This window comes from uncultured Chitinophaga sp. (assembly GCF_937898475.1).
In the GTDB taxonomy this organism is placed as follows: domain Bacteria; phylum Bacteroidota; class Bacteroidia; order Chitinophagales; family Chitinophagaceae; genus Chitinophaga.
Genome location: NZ_CALEJS010000004.1, coordinates 1 through 21913, shown reverse-complemented (window position 1 = coordinate 21913; position 21913 = coordinate 1). Strand labels below are relative to the sequence as shown.

At 43.5% G+C, this 21913-nt stretch carries 19 protein-coding genes; 4 read left to right on the top strand and 15 right to left on the bottom strand.

Features of this window, described 5'->3' with window-relative positions; genetic code table 11:
- Window positions 1–12: 12 nt before the first annotated feature.
- The 15 genes from Q0577_RS00270 to Q0577_RS00200 form a co-directional block, all read right to left on the bottom strand.
- Window positions 13–3579 (bottom strand): hypothetical protein, encoded by a 3567-nt coding sequence (locus Q0577_RS00270; protein WP_298731627.1) that lies wholly within the window; start codon window positions 3577–3579, stop codon window positions 13–15.
- A 29-nt stretch (window positions 3580–3608) separates the two neighbouring features.
- Window positions 3609–4577, bottom strand: coding sequence for a hypothetical protein (locus Q0577_RS00265; RefSeq protein WP_298731625.1), 969 nt, complete (start codon window positions 4575–4577; stop codon window positions 3609–3611).
- Between the two features lie 4 nt (window positions 4578–4581).
- Window positions 4582–5763, bottom strand: a complete 1182-nt coding sequence (locus Q0577_RS00260) for a hypothetical protein (RefSeq protein ID WP_298731623.1) — start codon at window positions 5761–5763, stop codon at window positions 4582–4584.
- Between the two features lie 28 nt (window positions 5764–5791).
- Window positions 5792–6994 carry a hypothetical protein gene (locus tag Q0577_RS00255; protein ID WP_298731621.1) on the bottom strand — a complete coding sequence of 401 codons (1203 nt, stop codon included), beginning with the start codon at window positions 6992–6994 and terminating at the stop codon, window positions 5792–5794.
- Window positions 6995–7098: 104 nt separating this feature from the next.
- A complete protein-coding gene (locus Q0577_RS00250) occupies window positions 7099–8484 on the bottom strand; it encodes a hypothetical protein (protein ID WP_298731619.1) in 1386 nt (461 codons plus the stop codon).
- A 581-nt stretch (window positions 8485–9065) separates the two neighbouring features.
- Entirely contained in the window at window positions 9066–9464 is a 399-nt protein-coding gene (locus tag Q0577_RS00245; protein ID WP_298731617.1) for a hypothetical protein, read from the bottom strand.
- A 34-nt stretch (window positions 9465–9498) separates the two neighbouring features.
- Entirely contained in the window at window positions 9499–10551 is a 1053-nt protein-coding gene (locus tag Q0577_RS00240; protein ID WP_298731615.1) for a relaxase/mobilization nuclease domain-containing protein, read from the bottom strand.
- Entirely contained in the window at window positions 10548–10931 is a 384-nt protein-coding gene (locus tag Q0577_RS00235) for a mobilization protein (RefSeq protein ID WP_298731613.1), read from the bottom strand. Before Q0577_RS00235 ends, Q0577_RS00240 begins: the two co-directional genes overlap by 4 nt.
- 422 nt (window positions 10932–11353) lie before the next feature.
- Window positions 11354–11728 carry a hypothetical protein gene (locus tag Q0577_RS00230; RefSeq protein ID WP_298731611.1) on the bottom strand — a complete coding sequence of 125 codons (375 nt, stop codon included), beginning with the start codon at window positions 11726–11728 and terminating at the stop codon, window positions 11354–11356.
- A gap of 29 nt (window positions 11729–11757) precedes the next feature.
- Entirely contained in the window at window positions 11758–12765 is a 1008-nt protein-coding gene (locus Q0577_RS00225; RefSeq protein WP_298731609.1) for a toprim domain-containing protein, read from the bottom strand.
- Window positions 12762–13064: a helix-turn-helix domain-containing protein gene (locus Q0577_RS00220; protein WP_298731607.1), complete on the bottom strand. Its 303-nt coding sequence runs from the start codon at window positions 13062–13064 to the stop codon at window positions 12762–12764. Before Q0577_RS00220 ends, Q0577_RS00225 begins: the two co-directional genes overlap by 4 nt.
- Before the next feature lie 274 nt (window positions 13065–13338).
- On the bottom strand, window positions 13339–14373 hold the full coding sequence (locus Q0577_RS00215) for a CBASS cGAMP-activated phospholipase (protein ID WP_298731605.1): 1035 nt from the start codon (window positions 14371–14373) through the stop codon (window positions 13339–13341).
- Between the two features lie 5 nt (window positions 14374–14378).
- Complete coding sequence (locus tag Q0577_RS00210; RefSeq protein WP_298731603.1) at window positions 14379–14609, bottom strand: DUF2188 domain-containing protein; 231 nt, start codon at window positions 14607–14609, stop codon at window positions 14379–14381.
- A 36-nt stretch (window positions 14610–14645) separates the two neighbouring features.
- Window positions 14646–15062, bottom strand: coding sequence for a hypothetical protein (locus Q0577_RS00205; RefSeq protein WP_298731601.1), 417 nt, complete (start codon window positions 15060–15062; stop codon window positions 14646–14648).
- Entirely contained in the window at window positions 15055–16284 is a 1230-nt protein-coding gene (locus tag Q0577_RS00200; protein ID WP_298731599.1) for a nucleotidyltransferase, read from the bottom strand. Before Q0577_RS00200 ends, Q0577_RS00205 begins: the two co-directional genes overlap by 8 nt.
- A 309-nt stretch (window positions 16285–16593) precedes the next feature.
- Between Q0577_RS00200 and Q0577_RS00195 the strand changes: the two genes are divergently transcribed.
- The 4 genes from Q0577_RS00195 to Q0577_RS00180 all read left to right on the top strand — a co-directional run.
- Window positions 16594–17265, top strand: coding sequence for a hypothetical protein (locus Q0577_RS00195; RefSeq protein WP_298731597.1), 672 nt, complete (start codon window positions 16594–16596; stop codon window positions 17263–17265).
- Window positions 17252–17596, top strand: coding sequence for a hypothetical protein (locus Q0577_RS00190; RefSeq protein ID WP_298731595.1), 345 nt, complete (start codon window positions 17252–17254; stop codon window positions 17594–17596). The genes Q0577_RS00195 and Q0577_RS00190 overlap by 14 nt, the downstream gene beginning before the upstream one ends.
- 10 nt (window positions 17597–17606) lie before the next feature.
- Window positions 17607–18377, top strand: coding sequence for an ImmA/IrrE family metallo-endopeptidase (locus Q0577_RS00185; protein ID WP_298731594.1), 771 nt, complete (start codon window positions 17607–17609; stop codon window positions 18375–18377).
- A gap of 187 nt (window positions 18378–18564) precedes the next feature.
- A partial coding sequence (locus tag Q0577_RS00180; RefSeq protein ID WP_298731592.1) for a hypothetical protein occupies window positions 18565–21913 on the top strand: 3349 nt, incomplete at its 3' end.

Here is a 21913-nt window from a genome sequence, read left to right as displayed (position 1 = left end):
ACTAGTTTTGAACTATTGAGTAATGGGCTTTTGATACTGGTAATCGTATTGCCCGATAATCTTGCCATCAGCATCTTTCACCAGCTTTAGTTGATTAAATCCGTCGTACTCGTAGTATAAAGTTTTGCCAGAAATATCCGTTTCGCTTGTGATACCAATCAAAGGATCACAGGTGTAAGTCTTCATACTTGCATCTTTAGGGCATATCCGCACTTCATCGATATATGTTCCGTCAGTAATGGAATATGCAGGCCCGGGATAATCTACCTGCTTGTACTTCCATTCTCCTGTTGTGCCAGTCCGGTACCAATAGCTCAATACGTAGGACCGTTGATCGGGGAGGGTGAAATTCACCACAAAACCTGTTGCTTTTACTTTTTTCCCAGTTTTAGCGGCAGCCTGAGCGACTCCAATGTTTGTACCTTCCTCAAAGCTTTCATAGTAGAAGGCGTCCGGTCCCGCATTTGCTATTTCGACAACCGGGTACTGATTGTTGTATCCCCATTTATAGGAAATTTTCATATCGTTTTCCCCTGACTGGCTTAATAGCGAGCCATCTGGCGCATACGCATGATTTCTGACCCGGGTCTCAAGAGCTCCACCACCGATACGCACATCTATAGTCTGGGGCAACAATTGATTATTGGACCACGTAGCGAAGTTTGTTTTGACAGTTCGAACATGTGTATTGTCCATTGTTGAGCTTTCTTCTATTATATTACCTATCCTATGCTTACTGACAAGTTGCGTGCATACCGGATCGGAAGGGAAATCGTACGGATATTTATACGTAACGACCTCGGTTTTCTTTTTACTGTCGGTGGTATTCATGCTTGACAGCTGGCGCCATACCGAATTAGTATAATTATAGTTGATGATCTGCTGCAAACTAATAGTTCCATCCTGTGAATATTGTGTGATAGTATCAGATTGGGGATGCACCCATTCGGAGACGATATCATAAAACTGGGAGTTATCATAGATCGGTATCGATATCCACTGGTTAAAAAATTCAGTATAATACCTTGAAGCATCTCCTGAAGGGATTTTCATACCTTTAATGGTTGCTCTTCTCGCACCGATAACATATGTTTTTCCGATTGCCTTTAACTTACTAAAAGAGCCGTCGGCATTCTTTACATATGCAGTCTCCCTTTTAAGAAGTCCGTTACCAATGAATCCGACCGGAGGTACACCGGGAAAGCCAACGCGAGCTGTATTGTCCTCCTCGTTGTAGTATTCATAGACTGTTTTGCCATTGTTACCCTGGGTAACCTCCACCATGTCATATCCGATCTGGTTGCCTTGTGCGCTATAGCCGAATGGGATCACAGGAGTAGATGACCGGACGAGGTACCTCGCAACGGTAGGTACTCCGGACAGGCACCCTCTCTTCGCATACTCGTGATATTCATAGAGTGGTTTAAGCATCAACTTCCCAGTTGAGCATCCCGGCGCTTCCTTTTGTGTCGCATACCCATACTCTGTAACTTTATCATTTTCATGGGAGATGCCGTCATATTCCGTGATCGATTTAATCCGGAGCCCGGCGCCCAGGCTATTATAGCGTCGGACTGGAGTTTTAACTTCCCAGGACACCATTAACCTCGATACATACTTCTGGTCGGCGTATACGGTAAATTGGTATTTACCGGCCGGCAGATCATAGGTAGTTTCCTGCCATGTACCATGGCCCTGATTATCATAGGTCAACAGATAACCTATCCATTGATTAAATGTGCCGCCATCCGCTGATTTTATATTAGCAACGTCGTATTCGTATTCTCCTCCCATATCGAGGCAATCATTACCGCTATAACATTCTATGATTGTACCTACAGTCACTCTTGTCTTGGTCGCAAATTCGAGGGTAAAGTTGTCGGGACGATGGTTCGGAACCTGGGTGTCTGGACCGAATTTTTCTGTGAAAGCCACTTCGCTCGTTCTAAGCGTATCTGTTCTTGGGTCATAATAGTCATTCAGTTCGTAGCTAAATGCCGTTGTCCCTCCGGTCGGATAAGTAATGCCGGTTAAAATGGAAGCTTTTGCAAAATCCAGGTTCGGCTCCCTGTCAGCACCGGCAAATTCCCTTGTTCCTGTACCTCCCTGAACGACGGCGCTTGTTGGAGGAACCAGGGTACCATTAAATATCTTGTCGCCATAGGTAGTTTGATTGACGCTGTTGTTGGGGGCGCCATTATAATATCCCCAGTGATCAACCGATTTCCAGTCCTTTGCGGGCAGTTCACGGCCATCATAGGTAAACAGATAGGGCGGCCGGCTAACGACCCCGTTGCTTTCCGTGACACTAAGCAGTTTAAGGCGCTTCTCCGCATAGGTAGTTCCGGGATTGAAATAGGAATAACTAAACAGATATTTTTTCACCATGGTGAAACTACTACCGGATCCCGCGGAGATGATCACTTCATCGACCTTCTTCGCATACGTTGTGGGAAAGCCACTGATCACCGGTTCAATATCCTCCCTGTCGCTTAGTTTAAACTCAATCTTCCCGTTGGGAAAGGTTATCTCTTTCAAATACACATCATGTACTTCGGTGTAGGTGCTGAAGTAAGTATATTCATTCATTGGTGGAATGCAGTCAGGCATTGCCGTGAGGTCTATAACGTGTTTCTTTACCTGAGATCTGGATAGTATCCTTTTTGTGCCCCGGCCGGTAGGATAGCTGCTATAGTAGCTGAAATTTATCTCGGCGCCCGTGGGGGACACTATACGATCAAGATACCATGAGGAAACAACATCCTTCGGCAATCCCTCGGGAGCTGTTACGTCAGCCATGTATTCTTCATCAGCGGCGTTTGAGCGTGAGATTGTCGACTCGGTTGTATTGAAGAAATACTTTACGCCCATTTCGTCTGTTATCACCCACTGGTAATTCGCCGCCTGACTCGAATAAGCCACCTCTATTTTGAGATCTTCCTGGGATAGCAGTACAGGTTCAAGTGGCATAGTGGTACTACTTCTTTTCTTAAGTGCGAACTTCCCAGACCTTCCATTGAAATTGAAGACAAAGATATCCGGTTCCGTATCGTCCAAGCCATCAAGTACATCAACCAGATATTGAGAATCATACTGTCGTTGCGTTGCATCCTGAGGTACAACATATCTATACGAGAACAGGTCTATAGATGTAGGCAGATAAGAATCGGGGAATCCGCGAATACTGGATTTCGACAAATCATCCATTCCGTTCACAATACGCGATATGGAGCCGCCCGCCATCAGGCTCCAACCTAATCCAACCCAGGAGGCCTCATCTTCCACTTTTGTGCCGCCGCTGTGATAGCTCAGGACAACAGGGACCTTCAATTCTTTATTTATTATCTCATAAAGGGGAATACTGATATTCGGAACGCCAGTGTAAGTAGAGACGGGTATTTCCCCGTATCTCGCCATTGCGGCAGCAGTCGGGGACGGAGGTATCACCCTTACAAGATCTGGCGCAGACTGCTGTGCAAAAGTCTGTCCAATCAACAGCTGGAAGAGTGCCAGCAATAGCAATCGTTTTCTGCCAAAAATTGGCCAAAGGCATAAAAGAATAAATACTCTATTTTTCACAATATGTATATTTTAACAAATAGGATTGACTATTTTTTTGACTGCAATTGGCTAATCTGCTGTTGTTGATCTTCGTTCTGTTGTACCAAGCGGTTAATCTCCTTTTTCATATCGATCAGATACAACGTCAGCTCCTCTACTTTCTGCAGCAACTTCTTATTCATCTCTCCTACATCCAATCCCTCCTTTTCCACTTCCTTCGCAGATGGCATATCCGGTAAATGCCGATTAGCTTTAACATACTCTTCCAATTCCAGTAATGATGGCAGGCAGTAATCTGGCTGAAACACATAATCCGGCCAACCGGTCTGCATAACCTTCAGGCGCTTTGCTGCTATATCTCCGTTGACACGCAAAGCCGTTGTCCCGTCATCCGTTGCATTATTAACCAATAAGCGGCTAGTCGCTGCTACCGTCCGTGTCCTGTTATTGATTGTAAATACATCATTCCAGGTGTCAGACTGAGATCTGCTTTGGAATTTCAGAAAGGTGGTCCCATTGCCGTCCTGGATATCCACAGGCACAAGCCTGGTTCCAAAGCCACTAGAATAAGAGCTGACTACAAACTCAATATCTGGCAGAGGTAAAGAACCGTCCCCTAACTTAATACCAGCGCTGGAGCCCTTAAAGGCGGTAGGTTTAACACGTATCTGCCCATTGGTGATGTAGTTGCTGTTAGCAGTTATGTCCCCCGTTACAGAGAGTTTAGTCTTGAACAGTGCATCGCCATTAACGCTTAGCTTTACCTGAGGATCTGTATCCCCGATGCCTACTTTCCCATCGGAAGTAAGTGTCATCATATCTGTCCATGTAGCTGAATTATGGCGCGCAGCAATATTTAATTGTGTTCTGATGCCGGGATCACGTGGGTATATCCGGTGTCCGAATCCGTTCTGATAATTGGATTCTTCCCAAACCAATATCTTATTCTCCAGGCTGTCTTGTGCCTGTGCATAAAAAGCTGGCAAAAGTAGGAACAGTAAAGTCAGTTTCTTCATTGTCTTATTTCTTTTCAAGGGTTTGTACTCTTGCCTCCAGTGCAGCATTTTTCTCCTGTAAGGCGCGGATTGTCTTTTGATGTTCAATGAGGTAAAGGGTCAGTTCTTCTATTTTCTGTAAAAGTCTTTTATCGGTTTCCCCCAAATCCAACCCGTTCTTCTCCACTTCTACCGCAGACGGGACATCTGGTAAATGTCGATTAGCTTTAACATACTCTTCCAATTCCAGTAATGATGGCAGGCGGTAATCTGGCTGAAATACATAATCCGGCCAGCCGGTCTGGATCACCTTAACCCTTTTCGAAAAGATATCACCGTTTACCGCCAGTTTAGCCTGGGGTGAAAGCGTGCCAATCCCCACGTTTCCATCGCCTCTCACATATAATAAGCTTTTCGTGCCACCTGCCTTTCCCCTTCCCATTGAATCCACGTTAGACACTACGTGAAAAGCATAGTAAGATGAAGTGTCATCTGATATACCTACAGCTGCCCCATAACGATCTCCCCATAACAAGGCCGCCGCTACGCCTGTATTGTTGTATGCAGCACTGTGAAATGCAAATGTTGGGTTGGTAACTCCAATACCAACTTTGCCTGCAAAATAATTGTTAGCGGAGCCGTTGAAGTAAGCAGTATTGGCATATGACATGCCATATATATTCACTGTGGGGTCGAGACTTGTTTTATACGAATGATCAATGCTGGATGTCGTACCTATCAATTCCTTGTAAGGCAATGGGTTTTGCACTCCATCGTACACTAACGGATTAACTGCGTAGTTCGATCTGTAAGTATAGGTGGTATTTCCTCTGAGCCAGATTATGATTCTGTAACTGCCGTTAGCGGCAGTGCCATCTTTCCAGCCACTTATCATTTTACTATTAGCGCCCGTAAATTGACGAATGTCAGCATCGATAAAGTTAGATCCATGCCCCCAATTTGTAACATGATACCGGAAGCTTGCGATTAACGAGCCCCTATTGGAGGCATCCTGGTGGACATCAGAGCGTCCTATCTGTAGTTCGGTGGCAGCTAGATTTGCCCATCCACCATCAAAGAAAGTTACCGGATAGAACTTGTCGAGGTCTCCATTAACGAAAAAATTTCCTGATTGTTGAGCAATAGCTGTAGAAATAACTGAAAGTAATAATAACCCAGTCAGCAACGTTCTTATTAATTGTTTCATTGGCATTATTTTATACCTGGTAAATAATTTATCTTCTATATGTTATATTCTTCTTCTCTTCCTTCAATACCTTCATCTCCTGCTGGAGCGACAAAATTGACTTCTGCTGCTCAATGATATACAAAGTCAGCTCCTCCACCTTCTGCAACAACTTCTTATTCATTTGCCCTACGTCCAATCCCTCCTTCTCCACTTCTACCGCAGACGGAACGTCCGGCAAGTGTCTGTTAGCTTTAATATAATTCTCCACTTCCGAAAGCGTTGACAACTCATATCCCGGCTGAAACACATAGTCCGGCCACCCACTGAACGGCTCCACTTTCACCCTGGTAAAAATAGCTTCACCGTTCACTGCCAGCTTATATCCTTTTGTATCCGCAGTACCAATCCCAACGTTGCCCGAAGATGTCAGGGTTAGCGCATCAGTAAAAGAATTGACATCATACGGTACTGTACCATTGGCATAGTTCCTTTGTAAAAAATGTAGTCCGCTACCACCGGCTTCTCCTCTTATAATCAACCCACTACCTGCATTATAGGTAGGAGTAACCAAATTTTTACTCGTGGCGACATCAGAGGTGGTCAGGAATGCATTAAAGGCTATATAAGGAGTATTTGTATAAGACATGTTACCGATGGAAACATAGCTACCCGCCCGATAGGCTATATTAGCACCCCAGCCAATATTCACAGAACCGCCCGCTATATCCAGTTTATGAGCAGGGTTGGATGTTCCAATCCCCACATTTCCACCGGGCATAACAACGGCATCAACACCTGCTACATCTCCACCGAGGGATAGCCCCGCTGAAGTGGTTCCATAAAGCTGCGCGCCCACTGTACGGGTAAAGCCAATGGAATAGGCAGTACCACCTGTGTTTACGCCTAGACGGAAATCCCCGTTCACATCGAGCGCTGTAGTGGGTGCACTGGTACCAATACCGACCCTGCCCATATTGCTTATGTTAATAACGCCGGCGGCTCCGGGTGTAATTCCTCCCAATTTCAAAAGTGAGCCTCCCTGTTGTATGTAGAAGCGGCTATTGGAACCAGACTGCAATGAAATGGCTGCCGAATCGTCCGAAGAACCATAAACGCTTAGTTTTACAACAGGGGAAGTAGTACCAATACCTACATTACCGGTACTCTCCAGCCTGTTCTGAGCGGAAGATCTGAAAGAATGAAATGCTGTGATAGTAAAGAATAAGAAGAGACAGAAATTTTTATACATATAGGTAAGGTTTGCTTTGAAAATAAGGTTGTGTCACGTGTTAAATGGTTATATTACAAAATTGCTATTATGCTACGCATACTATCTGCACAATAAACAATATCTCAAAAAATGTAACCCAGCCTTAACTTGATAGGATCTGTGCGGGGCACATGCTGGTTATACAGAAAATCATACAACAGGATAATATTACCTTTCAGCTTACTGCTTACTTTGTACTTCTTGCTGATGCCCAGCAAGACACTCCTCTGCCAGTTACTAATGTCCCTTAGCTGGTCTGTATTGGCGAATGCAGCATTATAGTTCTCTTCAAAACCGCCATTGATATAGAAAGAACCTTTCAGCTTCCAGTCCAGGAAGGAACGCAAGCCCAGGCCCTGGTGAGAGAACCGGATATTATTAAACCCCGTGCCCAACCCAAGCTTATAGGCCGCCCCTACTCCGGCGCTGCCATTCTTGTGAAACTTGTAAGCTACCTGTCCTGCTATATCACTGGTAGTAGGGAAATACTGTGTGGATCGTGCAAACTGCATGTTACCCCCAAACTCCAGCCTTTGCAGAAAACTTTTAGTCTTCATCTCATTCGGCTTGAAGCCGGGCATATCTGCCGCATTGTCCACATCCGGGAATTTATCTTTCAGCTCATTGAAACGTTCACGGGCCTGCGACATCTGCTGACTCACCGCTGCCTGGGCATTAGGGCCTCCACCTCCCAAACGTTGCTGAATAAGCTGTTCTACCTGGGCACGGGTTTGCAGCCCTTCCAGGTTCGGCGCAGAGCCTGCAGCGGAGGAGAAATTGAATAAGCCAGCCAGCTGGGAATGCTTTTGCAGGAAATCATTGTAGGCCGGTACTTTTTTGAGCATCTCCAGCGCTTTCGCTTCCGCTTTCTTTTTATCCTTCAGCAGCTCTTTGTATTCCTTGAGCTGTTGTCCGTAGTAATAGGCTTCCTTATTGAACTTCTCCAGATCTTTGGTGAAGCCGGTATACTGCGCCAGCTGCTCTTTGAGTTGCTGCTTCCGTTCACGGATATAGGCCTTGATCTGTTCTGCCTGTTGTAATTGCGCCTGCAGCTGTTGTACGCTTTGCAGGGAACCGCTTACTTTATCCTGCAGGGCTTTGGATTGGCCACCTAATGATTTTGCGTCTTTGAGAAAGGACAGGGAATTCTGCAGGGTGTCCAGGTAACTGGTGTAGCCGGCGCCCAGCTTTGAGGGATCATATTTGCCGGCTTTTTGTTTTAGCCTGGCCTGGAGGTTACCCATGGAATCGATAGAGCGGGTAAAAATGTTCTTTGCAGCAAGGGAGTCTATCTTAGCCAGCCTGGCCTGCATTTTCTTTTCCTGGCGGGTGAGGCGTTCCAATGCTTTCTGTGAGCGATTGTTCACCTGCTTTTCAAAGTGGCTGGATTTACCGCTTACCTGTGAAAAGTACTTCTCCGGAAATTGACTTAAAGCGCTGCCGGTACTATCTGGCCGCTTATGTTGCAATGCAGGTGCCTCCTACGAATATAGGTGTTGCCATTGCAATAGCAATACCATCATAAGTAGATATGCAATACGCATACTCAGGGTGTATATGTTACCAAAATTTACTTCTTGGAGACAGTTAACTCATAGAATGATGTACCACGTGTGGCATGAAGCATACATTTGCAGTTTTACATCTGCATCTTTGGGATATCCATCATCTGGTTTGAAAATCGGTCACTGTCTTGGGCCAACTCAATTATGTACTATTAATACGTTCTATTCATTGCTTACTTAATTAGATATAGGAAAATGTTCTTTATTTCATAGCATTTCAAACATACTGGAACAAAGAAAAAATATTTTTTTGAAATACTTGTAGAATATTTTAGACAAATCAGCAAATACGTATAAATACGTTTCAACAGACGAACGTGTTACTCCCATATTTTAATTTATTGTATTTAATGTTTTTCTTATTTCATTAACAGCTGCTACATGCAGGCGGCACGGTCACTTCATTCCTTATAGGAATAATAAATTTTCCATTGCTCAACGTCATGTTCTTATACTGACTCTTTTCATTTACACTGGCAGTAGTTTTAAACTACCCAGTGATCCATCATATGCTTTAACAGTAAATAGCAATAGGAAGCAATGATGATATATAATATCCAGCGAAGCACCACTGAATAATACTCTCTGGCATTATGTTCCGGGAAGAACAAGAATCGCTTATGCTGCAGGACGTTTTTGGGTTGTTCGGCCACCATTTTTTTAACATCACTCATCCCTTGAGAAACAATAGTCTGTATGGTCGTAGTATCCGTAGGAGGGGAAGTAACTTTTAGATTTTCCAATTTCTTTTCAAAACCACCTATTTTTTCTTCCAGTAAAGAAATGGTATTTCTCAGATCATTGAACTGTTTTGCCATTTCTTTATGCTGTTCAGTAAAATCATTCAGCACCAGAAGCAGACTGTCCTTTTCTATATTTTCCATGTTCTCGCTTTTATTATTTTAAAAAATCAGCTTGTCATTTCGGAGGCCTCCGTTTCTTTTTACGCTTAGCTTCTTTTATAAGCTCAGGATTAATAGATTGGTCAGGATATTCCGGCTTAAACAAATCATATAGCAATTGGTTAAGTTCCTGTGTTACGATGTTTATTTCCTGTTGCAACCGGAATAGTGGAGATTTTTCCCGCTGCGCCTGCTGCCATGTTTGTAACAATAATTTTTGTGCCGGGGTATTGGCCCGATATTTAGTGGTTTGTTGTCGCCGAACTGCCTCAAGTAATGTTTGCTTGGCTTGTTTATCCACCAACGTTTTTTTAAGGTGTAAAATTTGCTCAATCTTTGACAATGAAAATCCCACCTCGCTGCCTTTTATTCTTACCTTCTTATCATCAATAAAGGCAATCCCCCGACTTTTCAATACAGTGTAGCCTAATTTTCGCATCAATTCTGCAAACTCCTGATAATTTTTTACCTGTTCCAAGGTCCGGCGAATATCATTTTTCAACCGTTCTTTTCGGGTATTATGTTGGGGGATTAACCGTAACTCTTTGGATAAAGAAGCTCGAGGACCTAATACTTCCCTTAATTTATACTGCTTTTCGAGCCTGCGGCAAAGAGCCATCATCCGGCGTTTACTGTAGCTGTCACTAGCAACTTTTCCATCAAAGCCAACCCGGTTAGCTATAATATGAATATGTGGCTCCGGGGTATCTTTATGTAAAATGATCACATATTGATTATTTTCCACCTCAAATTCCTTTACACACGCTTCTGCTATTTCTATGAGTTCGTCGCGGTTTATGGAATCTCCCGGAGCCAGCCGGATGGGAAAATGGAACACTGGTTTTTCTACTCGTTTACTTAATTGGGCGACCTCCCTGAACTGTGCCGCCAGTTCATATTTATCACCGAAACATTTGTTGTAGACCAGTACTTCTGCCCGGTTCTTATGCCGTACCCCTTCCAGCTGGGATAACTGTTCTTTCTGTTCTTCGGTCAGTTCCCGTTTATCTTCCAGGTTATAACTGATGCAACCTAAAAAGGAACTTCCTGTAATCGGACGACCTATCATTGCAAATAATTTTTGACGAGGGTTACGAGATCTTTCAATTCTTTACATAGCGTCAGCAGATCAAGCCGGTCAAGCAGCGTTAAGACATCGGTTACACTGTTATGCTTTTTGGCAAGCTGATTCAGGTTGGCGGCGTTGTGATTGAGCGTACCGGTAAGGGCCAATACTTCCTTAGGCAGCATTTTTACCTTACTGTCAACTTGTCCGTTTAGTCCTAATTGCAGCAGATATTCTGATACGGTAAAACCCGCTTTTTTGGCCTTTGCTTTAATGACCATCTTTTCATAGCTGGTACATTTAATAGGAATTCGCTGCCCTTTTGTAAGCTCCTTCTTAGGGCGCCCTCCTTTGTTTCTTATTGGTTTATTCGCCTTCTCCATAGTCGTTCCCTCTTAATTTTTTGAATCCGCCAGGAGGCGGATGAAAAAAATTGCCCCGAATCCGCGGGTAGCGGATGAGGGGCCGGCGTTTTGGTGTACACCAAAACACTCCTTGCTCCTGAGCGTCTGAAAGACTGCTCTTCCTCCGGGCAACCAATCTTGCGATATACTCAGTTTGGAGCCTCTTTTTTCGGCATTTTTTTCGTGGGTTAGGCATCACATATGCAATTCGTAGAGCCATTCCTGTTTTAGCCTTTTATTTGCTGTTTGTGCGTTTAGCCTTTATTGACCAAAAGTATAACCGGTCAGTTGACCAACTTCCCGCTTTCCCGGCCCCTTTACAGGCAGCTTATACCCAATAGCAGGAAAATTGGTGGCGGAAATTTTGTCAGCGGGCACCTACTTCTTCCTAAAAATCTCTGTTAAAGCAGGGCGTCCCGGTTAAAGATCTTGGGATTATTCACCCCGTATTTGCGGATATTATCTTTCAAATCCATCCACAGACGGATATTGTAATCTGCCATTTCGAAAATCTCTGCTTCTGTTAAACTGTAAGGATTAATCATATTGATAACTGTTTTCTTCTGTGGCTGCTCATTAGCTGGTTTACTCTCCTGAAGTAGTTTACCAGCTTCAGCAGTGGATTTTACCACTTGTTGCTGTTCAGCGCAGGAAAAAATATTAGGCGCATATCCCTCCCCGATCTGTAAACTTTTCCCAATGGCGATGCTGTTACCGAACAACTTTATTTGCTTGCCACTGTCCAACATCAGGGTTCTTCTTTTAAAATCGGTCATGATTACATTTATTTTGATGAAATAATTTTCTAAATATGGCGTCCCCTCCCCCGGGTAACCTGTTGGTTCTGCGTACCCTCTGCCAATTTCCTGGCTCTGACAAGAGCCTGCACTTCCCGCTGCACTTGCAAAAAATTCTCAATCAACCATTGGTTCATGTCTTTATGATCTTGGTACAGACCACTTTTGTCTTTGTACCGGGCATTGTCTAATACCTGTCCTGTATATTTCATGCCAGCAGCATCCCCGTCTAAGTAAAGGTCAATGGTCTCATGTTTTTCCATTAATGGGCGGCTCTTTTCGAAAAATGAAAGGGAATTTAATACCAGGAAATTAGTGGGTGGCAGATCCCGGTTTTGACAGAAAATGAGAAAGGAAAGGAAATTGAAAAATCCCTCAAAAACAGCTATCCGCTGCGCTCCATTGTCGATAAACGAGGTGCCTTTGGGAGAACAGCTACCCTTAAAATAAGGATTGCGTAACTCATATCCTCCGATATCATTGGGAAAACCAATCGCATAATATAGTCTGCCGCTCACTTTGTACCGCACTTCCCGACAATACACTTGTGCCAGCTCGACGGGTATTTTACGTTGGCCCAGATAATAGACAAGCGCTGGGGAAATGATGGGAGTTACGGAAACAACCTGTATTTTTTTTCTTTCACTGGAAAAGCTAGTAGAGGTCGAGCGCCCAGCTAACTGCATCTTCGCCGTGGTCTGCTGCAATGCCGGGGAGGAATTACGGTGAAAGGAAAGAAACATTTCCAATTTTTCCAGGAATTCGGGGATAGTACAGCCGTGATACAGTATCCCGAAGTCAATGATACTGCCTCCCTTCCTAATACCGAAGTCTATCCAAAGATTTAGTTTCAAGTCAACCTTGAAAGAGGCTTCTTTTTCATTACGGCCGGGGAGCGGTGAGAAATACCACAACTCCCTGCTATTACTTTTCTTCGGATCAGGATAATACCCGTGTGCAGCCAGGTAGCCGGCTAGGCCAATTAGCTTAGCTTCTGCAATAGTTAATTTTCTCATTCTCCCAGGGGTTTAAAAGTGGGTTTGCGTTTCTGTTTCACATATTCGAGCACTTCAGAGCGGAGAAAATATACTCGCCCACGCTGTTTATGGAATGGGAGCCCCCTTTTCATCCAGTCGTGAAGGGTAACCAGGGAGATATCAAACATCCCCGCTATTTCTTTTCGGCTCCGTAGGGGTTCATTGTCCGGCTGGGCGGGCTGGGCACTTTTAACGGAAGTATTTTCCAAGCACTCTTTCACCGCCTCCCTGATCCATCTGCGGAAATCATTCTCATTCGGAATAAATAAAGTGTCCATAAAAACAAGTTTTACAGACACAAATTTGAGCTAGCGAGGAAAGGAAGTCAATGATGGATGAGTCATGGATTTTATAAGGATGGAAGTATTTTGGTAAGAGTAGGTTATGAATAGTAAATAAGATTATATGTCTGCTTTACTGGAATAAATCCACAGTGAGCCATGAAAAGGACATGGATTTCTCAAAGCACATACATATAATCTCATTACTATTAGGCATAATCTTTATCAAGTTTCGGGCAAATAAGCAATCATACTTACTTATAATGCGGCCCTAAACGGCTTCGACACCGTGGAGTGTAAAAAAATGGTTTAACACGGCATTGCCACGGTCCTGGAAAGCTTTCTGTGCCTTCTCGGCTAGCTTATCCAGTTTGATCGAGCTGGTCTCATCCAGCTCGATCCTGCAGGTTTCATCCAGCTCCGTATCTATACGAGTATAAAGAAAATTCTCTCCTTCCTGCTTGTCAATTCCTTTCTGAAGAAGACTAATGAGATTTTGTACCTGCTGGGATTGCCCCTGCATAAATAGGTCAATAATACGTTTGCGCCGTGGGTTAATCCAATACAGTATACCCCATTTTGATCTGGTACAGGCATCATTAAACTTCTGATGGCCAGTGCCTATGGAAAGTACCTGCAACTCAGATAAACCTACTTCAAAAGCCTTCTGAGCTTCTATGATGGCCGACAGAGTCGGATTATTGGCAAACACACCGCCATCCACCTTGTTGGAAAAGGTCTGGTAAATTCCTTTCAGGTCCGTGTACCCAGAGGTATATGGATCAAAGAAGGTAGGCGCTGCTTCCGTCGCCAGCGCTGCCTGATACGCAGGAATATGGTAGTCCCGGTTGAAGGCTGAGTGGTACCTGCTTTTCAGCATCGAGGCCCGGCCCTCCATCAGGTCATAAACCGGGACGCAAACACCGGTCTTGCAATCCCCCAGGCGTGGGTCTACGCCACCGTTTACAGCACGGAACTCCTCCTGTAAAAGCATTTCCAGATGTCCCCGGTCATGAGCGGAATACTGTAATTGTTTCAATATCCCCCTTTTACTACCAAAGATTTTGCGTGCATTTTCCCTGTATAGCTGATATAATTTTATAGCTGGGATACCTAATGCCAGGCCGATAGCCAGTATTCCGCCAGTGGAAGTGCCTGTGATCAAGTCAAAGTGCTGAAAAACCTGCTGCTTTTCATTCCCCCTGGCCGTGAGTTCTCCTTCCAGTTCCGCCAGGAATTTGGCGGGGAAGATACCGCGTATCCCCCCGCCGTCAATACATAAAACCCTGCATGTCTTTTTTTTCATTATCGTTATCCTTTACTTTTCTTGGGGTCCATGGATTTGGGATAGGTTCTTTCCTCTTGTATCCGACCGTTTACATTATGAATTTTCAAGGAACTGCCAGTCCCTGTCAAAAACTGCGCACTCTGTTGGGTTGCCTGAACCTTGTTTAACCCTGATAGATCTAAAGAAACCCTAGACGCGCCTTCTTTTGCCAGTCGCCAGTCATCGCCATGTTTTGTTAAATGGTAATTTTTCATTGAATTGATATTTAATAGTTAATAAATGATGCCATTTTACTTAGGCTCTGCCCCGCTATGTTCAATCCCTCCACCCAGCCATTTACCGCAGCACAGCCATATCTCATAGAAATAGAGCCATTCGGACATCCACGGGATGATCGTTTGCACGAACAGCATACCGGCATGCCACTCTCGTTTTTCCGGATAATACAGGCAAAGTTGCTGACGTTCCGTACTGTAGACATGGGGCAGTTTCCTCTCCCCTTCCGCCAGCTTTAACTTCGGCGTAAGTACATAGGCCTTTACCTGTCCTTTACTGTAATGCAGCTTTACCCGATAGGTATCACTGAGCGGGGAAGGCTGCAGCGCATGTATCCAGGTGAGTACAGACTCTCCCTCCCTGAAAATCTCGCAACCGGGAAAATATGACCGCAACGCTCCCTCTTGGTGCAGTAATGAGAGCCTACTCATTGCTGCCAAAGAATGAGTGATCACTAACACTTGTCCTACCAATGTTACCTAGCATACCGGTGCCTGCAGCCATGCGAAGACCGCCCTGTTCTCGCAGTTCCCTTTTGGTAGTCGCCATGTTATTGAACACTTTATCGATCACCCGGCCTCCAAATGGACGGCTAAGCGCCTCCCGGATGGCCGGTAGCTGCCGCTGAGACGTAACATAGGTGATATCCTGCTTTACTGCCTGTAACCACTCGTAAAATTTAGTCTGGCGCTTGGGATGAGTCCTCCACTTATCCGCAAAGTTTTCCAGTGAATTAACAGGATTGCCGATCCACTTATACCAAGTGTCGGTAGCTGGATCATAGTGGTCTTCTATATAGCGGTCCACCTCTACGACTACTTCCTGCAAACCGGTCATTATATCCGTCTGTTTGCGGTAAGCCAGGGCGGCAAGGGTGGTAATAATAATGGATATAGGCTTGTCCTCATCGCCATTAAACATAATGTCCCGGTGGCGCTTCAGAATCTGTACGATACGCTGCAGGGGCGTCTTATGCACCTGAAAGGTGGGTACCGGCTTGATGGCCTCTCTTAAATTAATTGCCTTAACCAGGTTTATATCAGACCGGTCCTTGAACCAGGCGGCATAACCGAACATATTGCTTAACAACCATTCCAGTGGATCTGTGGCTACTTTGTAATTACGGGCTTCCTTGTCGGTAATCCGTATGGCCAGTGATGCTATATCCTGGTCCCTAAAGGAGTTAGAAAATGCCTTCTCCAGCAGGATCTGATAGCCCTGCCACACGATAGCAGGCAGGACATCCATATGGAAACGAGATTCTTCGGCATAGTCAAGCGTCCAGCACCTCCGCCCATCGGGTACGCGCAGCATGCGCTCCAGCGTCCCATGAGCTTTCAGACGATTCCCCACCGCCTGCTTCAAATGAAACTGTGCCCAGTTATCTCTTTTACCAACCAGGCGGCACACCAGATCAATATCCAGGTCATCGTCTTCATGTACCGGCCGGATCATTGTCCCCAGCAGGAAGGATCCCTGGGGCAGAATCTCAGGCTGATAGACCGCTAACTCCGAATCTTCACCGGCTAGCCAACGGCCTACAAATTGATAACTGGTAACTGCATCTTCATACTCTTTCTTTGTAATATCCAGGGACTTTGCCAGTTCTTCGAAGATTTCACTGAACTGCTCCCGTTGCTGCGGTGTCAACATTATTATATTATTTAATTATTTAACATTCACATGCCTTGAGGATACCTGCTACTACCTTTAATACGGGAAGCCGTTATAACGGTTTTGCGTATGTAGGTAAATCCAGCTCAGCTGGTCCCCTACCTATAATACGGAAAGGCGTTATAACGGTTTTCCGTATATACATTAAACAGTGATAAGTGTGTATAAAGGGTATCGTCCGTGGATAACTGTTGAAATATTTTGTCATCTACTTAAATCGGTTTATTTTCCGTTATTATTTAACCTCAACCAGTTATCCACGTTCCCCAGCTTGGAACGTATTTACCTATGGAGTGGGAATTGTTTAAAGATGAAACCACCGCAGATCTGATAGCCGGTATGGCCACCACAGATCCAGCCGAAGACCCAAGCGTTGCGGACGCTATCTTTTGGGCGTTTATTATGCGATACAGGGAACGCGTGCAAAAAAAATGCAGGGTTGTCGCAAATCACATGGGCTATGATGATGCCATAGCAGACGAAATCGCTACTGAAGCATTTCGTAAGTTCAGATATTGCACCTCCTTCAAACAGGAAAATTGCCGAAACTGGACGCTGGATGATTGCGTTGAAATTTATATAGGAAAGATTGCAACCCGACTATTATCTGATTACAGGCGAAACACGACGCATTCCAAAATGGACATCCCTGAAAACGAGATTTTCTGGGAACTACCCGATCTGGATATTTTAGACCCGGAACCCGAAAGGAAAGCACAGTTACAGAAACAACATGATATCATTAGCAACGCACTAGAAAGCCTGCCACCGAGTCATAAAGCGATCTACTTGACTTATGCTTACTATGAAAGTAAAGCAGGCGATGGCGAGTATATTCCCCGCAGCGTAACTAAAAGATTACGAGACGAATTTAATCTTACCCAAGAAAGTATCCGTGTTTATAAAAAAAAGGCCTTTGAAACCGTGGCTCTTTATTTGAAGTTATATGGCAACAACTAATATGAAAATTACACCTAATAATATCACAGCTTGGATGGCATCCACCGGGTTCATTTTCCCCAGAACGACCAGCGAGCTTCGACGGTTCGAGAAATTATATGCGGATATAGTCATCCCGGAATCTGAATTATTAGACCCAGAGGTTATACTGGGCATCAAGACTGGTAAAGTAATATCACTTGATAAACCGGTACAAAAACCTGCAGCAACTGCGCCACTGAAGATGGCAGCCCGGAAGGGAGAAAGGGACATCCCCCAGAATATCCTGGATAAGATTAAAAAGAATCAGCAACAAACTAAAGGTGATGATAACGGATCACAAAAGGAATAGCCTTAAGGAAATGGCCGTACAAATCGCCGCCCTTTATCAAGTTGGACAGGTGACAGCGCTTCTTAACATTGCTGCATCGGAAGAGATTATAGTCTGTTATGATCACTATGAAAATACCTTTGATGGACTGCTGGTTTACGAAGAAGAGCAGGACCAGTGGTATATCCACGTCAATCTGGACAGGGGCAATAGCGAAAATTCTCCTAGGGGAAGGTTTTCCTTAGCACATGAGTTGGCACATTATTTTATTGACGAACACCGCATTGGTATTAAATCAGGAGCTATTGCTCCAATTGGCTCCCGTAATGATCTTAACCCTCAGAATGAAATGGAAGAGGAAGCTGATTACTTTGCCAGTTGCCTGCTGATGCCGGACAACCTGTTCAGGGCAGTTAAAACACCGAAAAAGTTCTCCTTGGATACAGTGTTGCAATTATCCGCTGCCTTCCAAGTCAGTGTGCTCAGCACGGCCATCAAATTTGCAGAGATAGGAACTCATGAAATATGCGCCGTGCTGTCAGAAAATGGCGAAATAAGATGGTCTGCGCGTAGCAAAGACTTCCCTAAATGGGTAAACCGGTTCAAACGAGGCCAAAGATTACCTCCAAGAACAGTAGCTGCAGAGTTTTTTGCAGATTCTGGAAAACGATACACTGGCATAGAAACGGTTAGTCCTAATGACTGGTTCGAGGCGACCTACAATGCGGATAGGGATATGTACGAACAGTGCTACTATTCCGATAGTTATGGGTATGTTCTGAGCGTCTTGTGGTTTGATTAGCACTGAATCGTTACCCCTCTAAGCTCAATACATTTGGCATTTCATAAACTTGGAGGTTAATTGATAGTACAATACACCAACAGTCGGGTATTTTAGATTCCTTGACCAATCTGTCCCGAAAATAATTCCGGAGTGTGTAGCAGAGGCTTATTCTGACCTATTTGCTTAAACTATTTAATCTACTCAAATGACCGAAAACGCAGAAGAAATAGTATTATCTCTATCTCAAATTATTAAGTCCTTCATCAAAGCGTATCCGGAATTCGATCCTTTTACGGATGAATTTGAAAAAACAACTTTTGGCGTCAGGTTGCTCGAATTTACAACAGTATGGAATACGAATGATTATAAGATTAGAGATAATGGAGAAGTTGTTGCTATCTTAGAGCTCAATGAGATCTACGAATCTATTATGGTGGAGATTGAATCCTTACTGGATGAAATTAATCTTGACCGAATCAATGTCATCCACCAGTTGTTGTTGTTATCTAATTACGATGCTATCTCTCTCAATCTGGCGTCCATTGACAGTTTTCTCAAGGATGATAAGAATGTGCCAACCGAATTCGGCGAGGCCCTGAATGGAGACATTGAGACTGTGTTTAACGAAAAGGTGAAAATCCAAGACGCAGCTGATATAAACATCGAAGTATGCAATGTATTAATCAATATCATTTCCCAATATGCTCCTAAAAGAGAGCTAGGAAAGCCGACATTGAGTGAAAAAGATGTATGGGCCCTTATGCGGAAATGTATGCTCTGTACCAATCTATTATTTAATCTGAAAGATGCCTTTGAGTATTTTAAACGTGAATTCTGTGAAATAGAAAGGAAAGAGAATACTATAAAATTCAAGCATTATCCACAATACTATTACAGTCTCAGAAGAGCAGGTACAGAGCGATTTAATAACCATTTACATGAATATAGCATATACCTTGATGGTAAACTTCCGGACTTTTACACTTTTTCACCCACTCCTGTTATATCCAAAGGGAGACTTACTTTCAAGCTCTCCGGCAAGAAGCAAAAAAACAGGTACAGACAACTATCCACAGGTTTGGAAATCGCTTATCTTTTTCATCTTCAACATGTCAATATAAAAGAGCTTGATAACATTACCATTCAAACCATATTGCTTGTTATCAGTGATCTGCAGCTTCTCTTTTGGACCATAACTGATGAAGCGTTTCTTAATACAAAGGGGCAAACAGAGATAACTACTTCCATTCCTGTCCTAATAAGTAAAAAGGAGCTAACACATCACCTTCATAAATTATCAGGCATAAAAGAAACCACTGTTGCAAAAATACTTTCCAGCATATTCACTGTAATGGATGGGAATATAGACCTCTGGAAATCGCCTCTTCTTTCATATGGATCAGACTATTATTTTAACACAAATGCTATCTCAAAGTTAAACACAGCCTATTTGGCCAACCAACTAATTAATAAATATATACCAAAGGGAAAACATCTTGGTCTATTCTCCAGGTATTTGGCTGAAGATATAATGGTTGACAAAACAGACAAAGGCATAAAGCGATTATCTGTTGTAGGACATCCTACACTACCCAAACCACTCAGAGATTCCTTAGTTTTCGAACTTGAAACAGTTTATCTGATATTGGAAGCATGTATTGTACCTTTTCCATTTAATTCAAAAGAATATGAGCAGGTACTTGATGAAGTAACTGAGGCTACATTCCGGCTACAAGAAAAAAAAGAAGCGCTGCAACAGTATCTTGGAGATAAAGTTTCGAAGGATATTATCTGCATTGCTGTGCCCGATTATCCTTCTCTCAGCGGTCTCGTGATAAATGACTGTTTTGCACTTGACCCTTTCCTATTATCCAACTACTTTTCCACAGGTGCGTTTAAAAGAGGGATGGTCATCATGGGACAAGAGCAAATGGAAGCCAGGGAAATGGCCTCCAATACTTATTACTCGACTGAGCAAGAAATGAGTGAAAAACTCCTGTCATTTTGCATAAGCCCTATTCCTATAACGCATCTCCTGTCCACCTATAAATTCCAGGAATACCCTCTCGGCTTGCCTGGTTCTTCACCCATCATACTACAGGATAGCATACACAAAATTCCACTGGAAGATGTGATCTGGGCTAATGTATCTGAATTGGAATATTGCATGCGCCAGTTGTTCTATTTTGAAAAGCCACTTAAGAAAAAGGAAACTGCAAAAAAAATAATTGAAGAGAGAATCTCCTTTCTATTGCCCACAGTGATGAGTGCTATCGCCTTCCAACGTGGCAATAGAGAAGCAAGAATCCAGCTTCTGCAGATATTCAAGACGGTTGGCTCTCATGGTTTAGATTACCTGATTCAATCACTTATAAATTCATTGAGCAAATTAGAAGACCGGACATTCAGAAAAAAGGAACCATTCCAACATGTTTCTTACGATAGAGAAACAACAGAAAAGGACCTGCTTGATCTACTACAATCCACACTGAACAAAGATATCCGGGTTAGTTTGTCTACCCTGAAACTTGAGCATTCTTTTCCGGAAGAAAAGGTGGTTGGTATTTTAGAATACCTTCTTGATCGGCTGTCCCTTCTTGAACAGCGCCAATATTCATCAGAAGAACTAGAAGAATGCTATACGTGGATCGTATTCTTTTCTGCATTGGTCAGGGAACAAATTACCTACAAGCGGTTTCTCTATGACATATATCTGAATTTTATTGATGCGTTAAATTTCAATTTTCAATACCAAACTGCCAGAAACTTTGCAGAAGAAGTATTATTGTATTCCTTCGAAGTGGAAAACTTTCCTTTCTTGGGCTGGTTATGTCTTTTCAGATGTTTTGAAAAACAAAAGAACATCTTTGATGCTGCATTTTACGGTACGCTGTTTACAGCTTGTGTAGAGGTTCATCCTGATACTGATGAAGAACTTGTTATATCAACCTTGTATAATGCAATGCTTTTCTTCAGAGATTATCATATGCCCGAAATAGAAAATGCCATTTATGATATACTAAAGCAGTTCGACTTGTCGGAATATGATACACAGAAGATTACATTGAGCCACTTTAACTCAAATTTATTCAGGAAGCCATTTGAGAACCAAGCAGAGGAATTTAAGCAGGTAAAGGAATATCTGGAAAAGAATGTTGAGCATATTTGTAAATACCGAGAGAAGGGTGCCATGCCCTGGCTGGTGTTACTTTATAATATTCAACAACTGCTGTTGCCAAATGGCAATGCCTCTGAGAGCGAGTTTATAACCAAAACAATCTCCCGACTGGAGAAAGAATTAGATGAAGAACAACTCAGGCGGCTACAAGCGCAATTTTCGCCGGTACAGGAACTGAGCAAAGAATTGTTCAGGGAGGCATTAACCAGGATCTTTCAGTCTATTCAATTTGAGGATGTCGCGTTTGAGCTGGAAAACCTGGAACCAATTGCTAGGAATGTTGCTTTATTATCTATTGATTCGGCGGATATCGGTTCTCTGTGGGAGTGTAAAATAAACTGTGTCAAATTCTATTTCAATGTTTGGAACCCCACGC

Coding starts and splice junctions, on each gene's coding strand:
- Q0577_RS00265 (WP_298731625.1), bottom strand. CDS start 4,577: ATGAAGAAACTGACTTTACTGTTCCTACTTTTGCCAGCTTTTTATGCA.
- Q0577_RS00225 (WP_298731609.1), bottom strand. CDS start 12,765: ATGAGAAAATTAACTATTGCAGAAGCTAAGCTAATTGGCCTAGCCGGC.
- Q0577_RS00240 (WP_298731615.1), bottom strand. CDS start 10,551: ATGATAGGTCGTCCGATTACAGGAAGTTCCTTTTTAGGTTGCATCAGT.
- Q0577_RS00210 (WP_298731603.1), bottom strand. CDS start 14,609: ATGAAAAATTACCATTTAACAAAACATGGCGATGACTGGCGACTGGCA.
- Q0577_RS00220 (WP_298731607.1), bottom strand. CDS start 13,064: ATGGACACTTTATTTATTCCGAATGAGAATGATTTCCGCAGATGGATC.
- Q0577_RS00260 (WP_298731623.1), bottom strand. CDS start 5,763: ATGAAACAATTAATAAGAACGTTGCTGACTGGGTTATTATTACTTTCA.
- Q0577_RS00230 (WP_298731611.1), bottom strand. CDS start 11,728: ATGACCGATTTTAAAAGAAGAACCCTGATGTTGGACAGTGGCAAGCAA.
- Q0577_RS00200 (WP_298731599.1), bottom strand. CDS start 16,284: ATGTTGACACCGCAGCAACGGGAGCAGTTCAGTGAAATCTTCGAAGAA.
- Q0577_RS00215 (WP_298731605.1), bottom strand. CDS start 14,373: ATGAAAAAAAAGACATGCAGGGTTTTATGTATTGACGGCGGGGGGATA.
- Q0577_RS00190 (WP_298731595.1), top strand. CDS start 17,252: ATGGCAACAACTAATATGAAAATTACACCTAATAATATCACAGCTTGG.
- Q0577_RS00245 (WP_298731617.1), bottom strand. CDS start 9,464: ATGGAAAATATAGAAAAGGACAGTCTGCTTCTGGTGCTGAATGATTTT.
- Q0577_RS00235 (WP_298731613.1), bottom strand. CDS start 10,931: ATGGAGAAGGCGAATAAACCAATAAGAAACAAAGGAGGGCGCCCTAAG.
- Q0577_RS00255 (WP_298731621.1), bottom strand. CDS start 6,994: ATGTATAAAAATTTCTGTCTCTTCTTATTCTTTACTATCACAGCATTT.
- Q0577_RS00195 (WP_298731597.1), top strand. CDS start 16,594: ATGGAGTGGGAATTGTTTAAAGATGAAACCACCGCAGATCTGATAGCC.
- Q0577_RS00185 (WP_298731594.1), top strand. CDS start 17,607: ATGGCCGTACAAATCGCCGCCCTTTATCAAGTTGGACAGGTGACAGCG.
- Q0577_RS00205 (WP_298731601.1), bottom strand. CDS start 15,062: ATGAGTAGGCTCTCATTACTGCACCAAGAGGGAGCGTTGCGGTCATAT.